Annotated in this window: 7 protein-coding genes, 1 tRNA gene and 1 pseudogene; 2 read left to right on the top strand and 7 right to left on the bottom strand. The window is 60.2% G+C overall.

The window, feature by feature from the left end; all coding sequences use genetic code 11:
- Position 1 precedes the first annotated feature (1 nt).
- Positions 2–463 (top strand): GNAT family N-acetyltransferase, encoded by a 462-nt coding sequence (locus AO388_RS13295; RefSeq protein WP_003431350.1) that lies wholly within the window; start codon positions 2–4, stop codon positions 461–463.
- A 105-nt stretch (positions 464–568) separates the two neighbouring features.
- The gene (locus tag AO388_RS13300) at positions 569–1,834 is read left to right on the top strand and encodes a pectate lyase family protein (protein ID WP_058416586.1); all 1,266 of its coding nucleotides are present in this window, start codon (positions 569–571) and stop codon (positions 1,832–1,834) included.
- Between the two features lie 141 nt (positions 1,835–1,975).
- Here the strand turns inward: AO388_RS13300 and AO388_RS13305 are convergent.
- The 7 genes and pseudogenes from AO388_RS13305 to AO388_RS13335 all read right to left on the bottom strand — a co-directional run.
- Positions 1,976–2,049, bottom strand: a tRNA-Gly gene (locus AO388_RS13305).
- A 158-nt stretch (positions 2,050–2,207) separates the two neighbouring features.
- Positions 2,208–3,089 (bottom strand): alpha/beta fold hydrolase, encoded by an 882-nt coding sequence (locus AO388_RS13310; RefSeq protein ID WP_058416587.1) that lies wholly within the window; start codon positions 3,087–3,089, stop codon positions 2,208–2,210.
- A 126-nt stretch (positions 3,090–3,215) separates the two neighbouring features.
- Positions 3,216–3,908, bottom strand: coding sequence for a pseudouridine synthase (locus AO388_RS13315; protein ID WP_058416588.1), 693 nt, complete (start codon positions 3,906–3,908; stop codon positions 3,216–3,218).
- A gap of 35 nt (positions 3,909–3,943) precedes the next feature.
- A complete protein-coding gene (locus AO388_RS13320; RefSeq protein WP_003425245.1) occupies positions 3,944–4,180 on the bottom strand; it encodes a cysteine-rich CWC family protein in 237 nt (78 codons plus the stop codon).
- A 41-nt stretch (positions 4,181–4,221) separates the two neighbouring features.
- Positions 4,222–7,556: pseudogene (locus AO388_RS13325) on the bottom strand (dermonecrotic toxin domain-containing protein).
- 130 nt (positions 7,557–7,686) lie between these two features.
- A complete protein-coding gene (gene atzF / locus AO388_RS13330; protein ID WP_058416589.1) occupies positions 7,687–9,504 on the bottom strand; it encodes an allophanate hydrolase in 1,818 nt (605 codons plus the stop codon).
- A 36-nt stretch (positions 9,505–9,540) separates the two neighbouring features.
- Positions 9,541–10,923: carboxyltransferase domain-containing protein (locus tag AO388_RS13335; RefSeq protein WP_153003986.1), on the bottom strand; the 1,383-nt coding region annotated here is incomplete at its 5' end.

Genomic DNA, 10,923 nt, shown 5'->3' on the forward strand with positions numbered 1-10,923 from the left:
AATGGACATGCTTCGGCCCTACACCCTCGCAGATCGTGAGCGTTGTCTGGATATCTTCGACACCAACGTCCCACGCTACTTTGATCCAGTGGAGCGCAAGCAATTTGCCAGTTTTCTGATGGCTCCGCTGGGCCAGTACTTTGTCGCCGAGCGTGACGGCGAGGTTGTTGCCTGTGGTGGCTATCTGGTGTTATCAGACCCGGAAGTGGCAGAGCTGACCTGGGGCATGGTCATCAGCGATCGCCACGGCAGCGGCCTTGGCCGATTTCTGACCGAGGCCCGGCTGCAGCGCATGCGGTCTTTACCGGGCGTCACCCGAGCCTTTATCGATACCAGTCAGCATGTTCAGGGGTTCTACTCGAACCTGGGCTTTGCTGTTGTCTCGGTCGATGTCGACGGGCATGGGCGCGGGATTGACAGCGTCAGGATGGAGCGAGAGGTTTTCGTGAGCGAGGGTGCCTGAACGGCGGCTGACCAGCACCATGGAAGCGGAGCAGGCCAGGCCGAAGTCCGTTTAGCATTCAGATTGTCCTCGCGATTCCCGCGAGCATGACGGGAAGCTCAACCGATGACGCCCCTGCGTTCTCTTTTGCAAAGCGGCTATCTGAAGATCGCTGCCACTCTGGTTCTGCTCCTGTCAGGAGCGCAATGCTTGCGCGCAGCAGACATACCTGATGGCTTTGCCAAGGGCGTGACCGACGGAGGCTCCGCTGCTGCCGTGCATCCCTCCACGCTGGATGAACTTCGATCAGCGCTCTGCTCGTCTCATGACTCACACGGGGTCTGCACCGATGACACACCGCGAGTGATTGTACTGGACCGCACGTTCGACTTCCGCACGAGCGTGATTGCCAACGGCAATACAACAACCACTGAGCCTGGCTGCGTCGTGAAACCTTGCCCGCAGGGGGGTGAGCAGCTTGCACTGAATGGTGCGAACAACTTCTGCCAATCAAGGCCGCCCGTTATGGTGACCTACGATAACGCGGGGCTGAAACCACTGAAAGTCGGCTCGAACAAGACATTGATCGGGCTTGGCGACAAGGCAGGCATTCAGGGCGCTGGGCTGTTCATTGGCGACGGCGCGCATAACGTGATCGTTCGCAACCTGACGCTTTCGGATATCAATCCACGTGTCGTATGGGGCGGCGATGCGCTGACCCTGAACAAGGCTGATGGCGTCTGGATCGATCACAATACCTTCGCGCGGATCGGTAGACAGATGATTGTTACGGGCTGGGGCTCTGCGTCACACATCACCATTTCCAGCAATGAGTTCGACGGCCGAACGCCTTACTCGTCTACCTGCGATGGCCATCATTACTGGGTATGGCTGTTCCTCGGCAGTCAGGACACGCTGACGCTGTCGAGAAACTACGTACACGATACCTCCGGCAGAGCACCGCATTCAGGCGGTATGAACAATGCGCTGGTTCGTGCCCAACTGGTCAACAACGTCTTTCAGCGTATGACCTACCAAGGCGCAATCATGTCGCGGACCTCATCTTCACAGTTGCTGGTTGAAGGGAACGACTTCGAGAACGTAGCCCACCCACTGTTCAACGATACGGATCAGCCAGGTACGGCATTCGCCTTGTTCGATCCGATTTCAGCGGCTGCAAACAACGAGTGCATGAGCGTGATCGGCAGGCCTTGTGTGGCGAATCGGCAACAGGATAGCGGCGACGACTATCGCCCGCAGGACGCTTCTGCCTTGCAGGCGTTCCGCGAGTATCTGCAGTACCTGGTGGTGCCGGTTTCGGCGCAAGAAGCCAAGGCGCGGGTGCCGGGAGAGGCGGGGGTGGGGAAGGCCAGTGCCGGTCTACTGCAATGACTTCGATGTTTGAGTTGCATTGACGTGTTTCTGGGTTTTGCTATCTGAGAGTGGAGGCGGGGAGAGGGGGAGAGGGGGAGTTTTGAACGGCAAGGGGGAGGAATTTCAGGAGTGCAGAGCAGATTTTGTGAAAGACTGAAATGGAGCGGGTAGAGGGAATCGAACCCTCAACTAAAGCTTGGGAAGCTTTCGTTTTACCACTAAACTATACCCGCTCTGATAGCTGCTCTGAGCGGCTGACTTTGTACCAGAACCCTGCCCTGATTTGAAGCGCTAATTTCACTGCGCAGCGCTTTGCCTCCTGATACTCACCCCGAAAACCAACCGCCAGATGATACTGCTGCGCAGCTGACGGTGGCTTCGTGTGCGGTTTTCAGAAGGTCAGGGACGGGTAGTCCTGAGCGCGGTTATGGGCGTTGCGTGGCGTCTGTGCCGGTTGCAGAAAATTCATCAGCACCTGTTTCGAGTCACGGCAGGCGGCCTTGTGTTCCATGTCCAGGAAGTGGCCGGTAGCGTCGATGGTGCTGAAGCGGCAGTCGCGCAGGTATCTGGAGAAGTGGGCGGCGTCGTTTGCGCAGGTGTATTCGTCCAGGGCTCCGTTGATGAACAGCACGGGGACGGTGATGTTCTTGCCTGCGGTCAGGTAATTGTCCGGGTCGAGCTCCAGGACCTGGCTGAAGTGGTAATGCATCTGGTCATACTCGTGAGCATCCAGGCTGCTGATATGACGGAAATTGAAGCGCTTGAACAACGCAGGCAGATGCTTGCCGACGGTGTTGTTGATCAAGTGGCCCATGTCATAACGGCTATGCGCGCCCAGGTGCGTGATGCCGTGACACAGGTAGTCATGCATCTTCTCGTTGATCACTGGGGAGAACGAACTGCTTACCGCGCTTTCGATGCGTTTTGGCCGATGCGCCAAGGCAACCAGCGTGGCCGCTCCGCCCCATGAGAACGACAGCACGTGCTCGGCGTTGAAGTGATCGATCAGTTCCAGCAACAACTGGCCTTCTTCTTCCCGGGTCAGTGGCGCGCCATGCAGGTTGTGCGGTTTGGATTTGCCTGAATAGGGCTGGTCGTAAAGCACCACGTTGAAGGTCGGGTAGAGATTGCGGACGGTCTGGGTAAATGAAGCGGTGGTGGCCAATGAGCCGTTGACCAGAATGATGGTCTTGGCGGCGGTATCGGTGCGATAGAGTTCGGTATAAACCCGAAACTGTCCTTGTATGTCGAGCACTGCTTTTTCTGGCGACATAGGTGTCACTCCTGGCGTAGACAGGTATGCGTACCTATGACGTTGCACAAGTTTCGTGACAGACAGGCGATAGTCGATCAAAAGCCTGTGCCGATCCGACCAGCGTTTGTCAGGCGGCCATGACGTTCAAAACAGGTCGATTTCCCCGACGTTAAGCGCGCGGTAGCTGCCGGGGGGCTGGTCGTGGTCCAGCGCCAGCGCGCCGATGTTTTCCCGATGCAGGCGCAACACTTTGTTGTCGAAGTGGCCGAACATTCGTTTCACCTGATGATAGCGGCCTTCGACAATGCTCAGGCGCGCACTGCGCGGCCCCAACAAGGTCAATTGCGCCGGCTGTGTGGTGATGTTCTCGAATGCGAAATACAGGCCTTCGGCAAACTTCGCGGCGTAGCGCTCGTCGATCGGTTGCTCGGTCTCGACGTAATACACCTTGGGCATTTTGGTCTGTGGCTGAGTCAGTCGTCGCGACCATTGACCATCGTTGGTTATCAGCATCAGGCCGGTGGTGTTGAAGTCAAGCCGTCCGGCGATGTGCAGTTCGTGCTTGTCAGGCTCGTCCAGCAAGTCGAGCACGGTCGGATGCTGCGCATCGCTCGTCGCGCTGACACAGCCTTCGGGCTTGTGCAGCATGAAGTAGCGGGCAGCTTTGCCTGCCTGGAGGATTTCTTCGTCAAGCGCCACACAACTGAATTCGCGTACTTCGTGATGCGGGTCGCGGGTTGCCTGGCCGTCTACCTGCACTCGTCCGCTGGCCAGCGCCAGGCGCACTTGTTGACGATTGAAGCGTGGCAGGTTGCTGAGGAAACGATCAAGGCGCATGGCGATAACAGCGAGCAGAGTATGGGGTGCGCATCTTACTCTGTGGCCCGGCGTGCCTGTGGACCTGGCGCTGCATCTTCGATCCCGGCGCAGCGCGGGCACAGACAGGCCTTGTCGCGAAGGTTATCCGGCAGCGCTGCCAGCAATGCAGGGTCGATGCTTTGCGAAAAGCACCAGCAGGGCTGGTCCACGGTACGCGGATCGGCCAGGCTGCATTGGTTGCTGAAGCCGCACAAGGGGCACAGCGCGGTGTCAGGGGAGGCCGTTGTCATGTCGGAGGTAAGCGCCGTGCTGGATGATCGGGGTGTTTGGTTCAGGCCATATTAGCAATCACCGAGCTCGCTGTCGGGGCATGATAGACGGGTGAACGGTTCATCAGCGCCGATATCGCCGCACACCGGCAGTGCACCAGCAATATTCTGTCGTAATGGATGCCTTGAATGGATAGGCTTTCGAACAGGTCGGCCAGCGATGGTGGGGGCATGCCAAAGCGATTGCGTACTGTCAGAACATCCATCGGCGTCGGCGGCAACCAGCCGCGCAAGGGCGACGCCCGCGAGTTGCCCACCACGCTTGCGATCTCGTCATAACTCTCGCTGGTCGCCGTCTGAAACTTGGACAGGCTGTAGTTCTTCAGTCTGCCGGGCAGCGAAGTGCCTGCTATCAGCTTGTTGGTGAGAAGCAGGGGTTCAAGCGGCGTGGGCTGCATCACGCTGTGCACTGCCGTGTTGGAACGTGCGAATGGCCGGGCATCCTTGTTGACGACCCGATGCAGTTTCGGGTCCACCAGTTCGTAGCCATGCGGCGCGTAGGTGCGAATCTCGGTGCCATTGGGGATCTTCACGGTTCGGGACCACGGCGTGTAGTACCCGTGGCTGCTGACCACCAGAGTGCGCGCCTGACCTCTGTCCGACGTCCATAAAAGGAACCTTCTACCCAGCTTCCAGGCATGGACCTGCAACAGGTTTGACGAGACGGCAGTGCTGACAGTCCAGCGTTTGAGCAGGGCGTCGGTGTGAAAGAACTTCTCCAGCCGGGTCTGGCGCGGTGTGACAAACTGCCTGCGCAACGGTCGTGTGCCGAACGCCCGGTCGAGCGTAATCGCTACGGTTTGGGAACTGCTCACGGCAGGTTTTACGATTCGGCTCAGTGAGCGCAGCATTCTTGGCGTGTGCGGAGCCAGTTGCAGCAAGCCCAGCGTTAGCGTGGCCAGCAGCGCCTGGTTTTTCTCTGCGTAACGGCTGCCCGGCAGATGCGTTGCGGTAATAGCCAGCGAGGTGATGCCAATCTCTGTCGCCAGGGAGGCGACAAGCGCAGGTGTCAGCAACAATGACATCGGCACCAGCAGCCGCTGTAATTGCTGAAGCCGGTCGGTCCAGTCCGCCAGTGTTACCTGCGTCGACGTGACGATCTGATCCTCTGCGTCATCCAGTGCGTTCTGCTTGAGCAGTTGGTGCAGAAAAGCGAATGGCGTGTCTTCCAGCCTTTTTTCACACAACGACTGGCTCATGGCCTGGCGCGTGTCAGGGTTGTAAAGCGCATCGGTCCAGGGGCGAAGGATGGAAACGGGCGGGTTGGGCACGTGTGTCCCGGCCCATAATTTGAGCAGGTAGTCCAGGCGCTGGTGATGGCGGCGGGGAACATAGCGCATGACCGTCTCACGCCATTCTGGATTGGCTGCTGCCCGGTTCAGATGCAGCTTCAGCGTCGTGTCATCTGCAAACTCGATGAACGCATCGGCATGTCCTGCCTGATAAAGCACGTTCGGCAAGCCCGGCTGCTCAAGTACCAGCAGGCCGGTGTATTGCTCCTGCATGCCGTCGGTCAACGCGCCTTGAACGAAAAAACCGAGAGACCGCCATTGATCGGGCGCAGCCGGCGCAAGGGTTTCCACGAGCAGATCGAAGGTGCCGCGCGTGAGGCTGCCGCGCTTCAGGCTGATCAGCGCCTGGCTGATGAACGTGGTTCTGAACGCCTGTTCTATGGGGCTCTCTGCTGATCCCAGAAGTCGTGGATGCGCTGAGTCATCCAGGTCAGAAAGTCGAAAGCTCTGATGTAGTCCTCGATCGCCTGCGGGCTGATCTCCAGTACCTGACCCTGCTCACTGTCGCCCTGTCCGGTGGGGTCGAAAAAGACCACGGTACCGCCGCCGTGATCGTTGTAGCCAGCAGGATGATCGACTCGATAATTGCTCATCAGCGCCTCGCTCAGGCTGATCGGCCTCGGGTCGGGCGTGTGCACATACGTAGGCGGCAACCGGGGGTTGCCTAAGGGGTTGCTCGAATAGCCAGGTTGATAAGCAATGAACACCTGCTCGGGGTTGAGCGTCAGCGCGTGGTTTTCCTGCAGATAGTTCGCCATGACCTGGCCGGCCATTTTCGACGCAACCGGGATCTGCTCCAAAATGCTCGGCTGTGTCTGCCACAGGTCGGCTGCACCTGCCAGCGCCAGGCCGCGAGCGACTGGCCTGAGCAGGTCGAGCGTGCTGCGCGTGTGGCTGTCGGCAAGAAGCCCGGCGAACGAAGCCTGGGTCAGTGCGCTGAACAGGTCGCCTTCGATCAGTGGCGCCTCGACAACGATGCCGGCGTGCTGCTCAAGCGAAAGAAATACCTGGCCGTAGAGCCCTGAGGCGTTCATGGCCGTCAACAGCCGCTTGCTCATCTGGCGTGGATCATCGCTGATGTATTCGATGACGTTGCCCTTGGCACCCAGAATGTGAATGAAACAGTGCGACGTGGTTTTCGAGCTGATCTGAAATATCCCCGGCACCTGTTTGCCATTCAGCGTCAGGACCCGGACCTCGGATTTTTCACCTCGTCCGCTCATGCTGATCGTGTCGGTGTCGACGGGAGACCGGTCAAGTCCCATGGCGTCCCGCGCCAGCCAATAACCGTCCCGGCTGATGTGCCTGTGGTTGAGCTGCCGAGCCAGGTTGTCAAGGAACGCCAGCCGCGACAAGGTGCGCCAGGTAGCCTCATGGCGGGCTCTGAACGCCTCCAGTACGGCGTTGTAATTGCGTTTGAGCGGCAGCTCGCCGATCAGCTTGAACATTCGCGCCGTGGTCAGCGCTGGCGTGTCTTCGCACAGTGAAAAGTCGGCAAGGGTGCTACGAGACAGCGCCTGGAAATGCGCAGGGTCGAAGCTGGCCAGCGCTACATCGGTCAGCGACAGGCTGACGCTGTAATGCTCGTGTCCATTGTCGTCCACAGCAGGTCGGTCATCATCGCTGAAGGTGATTTGCAGTACGTCCGGGTCGAGTGCCTTGCCGCTCTGCTGCCTGAGCAGCGTGGTCAGGTGCTGGCGAACGTAATCCTGTCGGGTCGGTGGAAAGTCCATGTCCAGTTGGCAGGCTTTCAGGAGCAATGTCGAGTCGGCAATCAGCCGGAAACCTGCGCTGCTACGCATGGCTCTGAGTTGACGTTCGATGTGTGGCGCGGCATCTTCCGGCTCGCTTTCTTCGGCTATCGCAGGCAACGGCGTCGGTTCGGGCGCTGAAAAGCCGTCTGGCAGGATAAACGGCGCCGACGCGTTCAACGTGTCGTGCCTGCTATTGCTGTGCTCGGGGCGCAGAATGCTGGTTTGTTCCAGCAGCAAAGAGGACGGGTGAAACAGTGTGTCCTGACGAAGCGGACTCCAGATGGGATTCATGACGTGCGGTCAAAATGAATGAATGCCCATTATTTCGGGAAGCGCGATGTGGAAGGTCATAACTATGTAGTGCGACTGCTCGTCACGTTGAAAGAGCAAGGCGGCACGTCTGAGCATGCCGCCTTTATGCTTAATGCTGTTGCTGCACGTGCGCGCGCCAGCCACCGAGAGGGCGGATGTCGCGGGCACCCTCCAGACCATAGGCTTCGCAGATGAAACCGGTCTCCCAGCGACCGTCGGCCAATTGCACTTTGCCCAGCCCGAGCGGTGCCGGAATGCCGGTCAGAAACGACCCCAACTCGATACTTGGCAACTCCCAGACCTCCACGTCGATGGCTACGCCGTGTTCGGCCACCCGCACCATGCCAGGCCGGAAGGGCGGACCACCGGCCAGCGCATACAACCGATAGTCGGCCGAGCTTTGCGTGGTTTCCAGCAGGCGTGCCCCGCGTTGCCTGAGCTGCCAGTTCAAGGCCAGCCCGTCCAGATGGGCACCGCAGACCACCAGCCGCGCCATATCGTTGCGCGCAATGGTCTGCGGCACAGTCAGCCGAGGTGATTCGCCGCCAATCAAGGGCAGGGCGGTTTGCCGCTGCAAGGCGTCGGCCAGACTGAGCAGGTACTGATCGGTGAATGCCCGTCCGAACAACGTCACGCCCCACGGCAGACCGTTGCCCATGAAAGCGCTGGGCACGGCGACGGCGGCGTAATCGAGCAGGTTGACGAAGTTCGTGTAGTAACCCAGCTCCGAATTGCGCAACACCGGCTCGGCCGCCAGCTCTGCCAATGTCACCGGGCGGCCGATGCTTGGCGTCACCACGCACTCCAGCCCTTCAAGTGCCCGATCGCACGCTGCCTTGAGCGCTTGCAGGCGGTATTGCGCGCGAAACGTATCGACTCCACTGACCTGGGGAGCCTTGGCCAGCACGTCGCGGATCACCGGCAATACCGCGTCAGGGTGTTCTTCCATTAACTGCCCGGCGACGCTGTAGCGTTCGGCCACCCACGGCCCCTCGTACAACAACCGCGCCGCTTCGAGAAACGGTGACAGGTCCACCGTGACCGCTTCGCCACCCAGCGCGGTCAGGTGGTCGATGGCAGCCTTGAACAGCCTCGGCCCTTCGGTACAGCCGAAGAACTGCAGGTCCTCGGCGCGGGGTACTCCGAAGCGAAACGGGCGAGGTGCGCCAAAAGCCGAGGCGTCGTTCCACAGCGGGTTGCGACGACTGTACTCGTCGCGCGGATCAAATGTGGCGATCAGCGCCAATAGCTCGCTGGCTTCCCGTGCTGTGGCGGTGAAGGTCGAGACACAATCCTGCGTGCGGCATGCGGGCACCACGCCTGCCGTGGAAATCAGCCCCTTGCTGGCTTTCATCCCCACCAGGTTGTTCAGGGCCGCAGGCACCCGGCCCGAGCCCGCCGTATCGGTGCCCAGCGAGAAACTGCTGACGCCCAGTGCCACGGCCAGCGACGAGCCAGCGCTCGAACCGCCGGACGGGTACTCGTTCAACACGCTGTTGGGGCAAGCGCCGTAGGGTGAGCGGCTGCCGTTCAAGCCTGTGGCGAACTGGTCCAGATTGGTCTTGCCCATGGGCACTGCGCCCAGCGCGATCAGTTGCGTGACGACGCTTGCCGAGTGTTCGGGTGTGTAGGCGTAGTCCGGGCAAGCCGCGGTGGTTGGAATGGCCGCCAGATCAATATTGTCCTTGATCGCGAAGGGCACGCCGAACAGCGGCAGGTCTCTGGGATCACGATCGTCCAGCGCGGCCAGGTAAGGCTCGAGTTCAGCTGCGCTGAGCAGGTGGATGAACAGGTGATAATCGCTGTTCAGCCGTGCGGCCTTTTCGCGCAGCGCCAGGATCAGCTGGCGCGGTGATATCCGGCCTGACTGGTAGGCCGCGCGGACGGTGTCCAGGCGCAGGTCATTGAGCAGTGCTGTGTCGTTCATGACGGGATTCCCTCGAAAGTAAAAAAGTCGGTCGATTCAGTCGGCGGCCAGCACCACGACCCGTTGCCCTGCGCGTACTGCCGAGCCGGGTTGCACCCTGACGTCCTGCACCACGCCGGCGATCGGGGCGAGCAGGGGGATTTCCATTTTCATCGACTCCAGAATCACCAGCACATCGCCCGCTTCCACGCGGTCGCCCGGTTGCACCTGGACTTGCCAGAGATTGCCGGCGATGTGGCTGTCGACGCCTTGCTGGCCTTTTTGCAGAGGCTGTTCTTCAGTGTTCGACGCCACGCCTTCATCGCTCTCAAAATCGGCCTGCCCGTTGGCGATCCAGCGTTCGCGCTCGGCGTTGAAGGCGGCGTTTTGCTGGGCGCGGAATGCCGTAATACCTTCGGCTTCGCGGCTCAGAAAGGCCTGGTAGTCAGCCAGATTCAGGGTGCTGTGTTCGATGTTCAGGGCGAAGCGACCCAGCGGGAAGTCGCGGCGGATACGTAACAGTTCGTCGGCGCTGACCGGGTAGAAACGGATCTGATCGAAGAAGCGCAACAGCCATGGTTTGCCCTCGAAGGCGGCGACGTCGCGATAGCGATTCCACATCTGCAGCGTGCGGCCGACGAACTGATAACCGCCGGGGCCTTCCATGCCGTACACGCACATGTAGGCGCCGCCGATGCCCACCGAATTCTCGGCGGTCCAGGTGCGTGCCGGGTTGTACTTGGTAGTGACCAGCCGGTGCCGCGGATCCAGTGGCGTGGCCACCGGCGCGCCGAGGTAGACATCGCCCAGCCCCATGACCAGATAACTGGCGTCGAACACCGTGCGCTGTACTTCATCGAGGTTGGGCAGATCATTGATGCGGCGGATGAACTCCAGGTTGCTCGGGCACCAGGGGGCGTCCTTGCGCACGGTGGTCATGTATTTTTCGATGGCCAGTTGGCAGGCCGGGTCATCCCAGGACAGTGGCAGATGGACGATGCGCGAGGCCACTTGCAGGTCTTTCGCGGCGCACACGGCATCCCATTCTCCGGCGACGATGTCGAGCAGTTGCCGAAGCGGCAGTTGCTCGGGGCGGTAATGGACTTGCAGTGAGCGAATGCCCGGCGTCAGATCGATCACCCCCGCCAGCGCCTTGGCCTCCAGCGCAAGCATCAAGGCATGGCCGCGCAGACGCAGCACCAGATCCAGCTCCGGCGCCCCGATTTCCAGGAGCAGATGGGTATCGCCGGACAGGCGCGCAACCAGGCGTTTATCGTCCTGACCGATGTCGAGAATGATCGGGGAGGGCAGATCCTCTATGCGGACAACTTCGCTCCCACAGGAGTTTGCGGTGCCTTGTGGGAGCGAGCTTGCTCGCGAAGAGGTCGGTACAGCCGATGTATTTTCTGGGTCAGGAATATAGCCTTCGCGAGCAAGCTC

It is taken from the genome of Pseudomonas sp. ICMP 10191, assembly GCF_001467335.1.
Classification (GTDB): Bacteria; Pseudomonadota; Gammaproteobacteria; order Pseudomonadales; family Pseudomonadaceae; genus Aquipseudomonas; species Aquipseudomonas cerasi.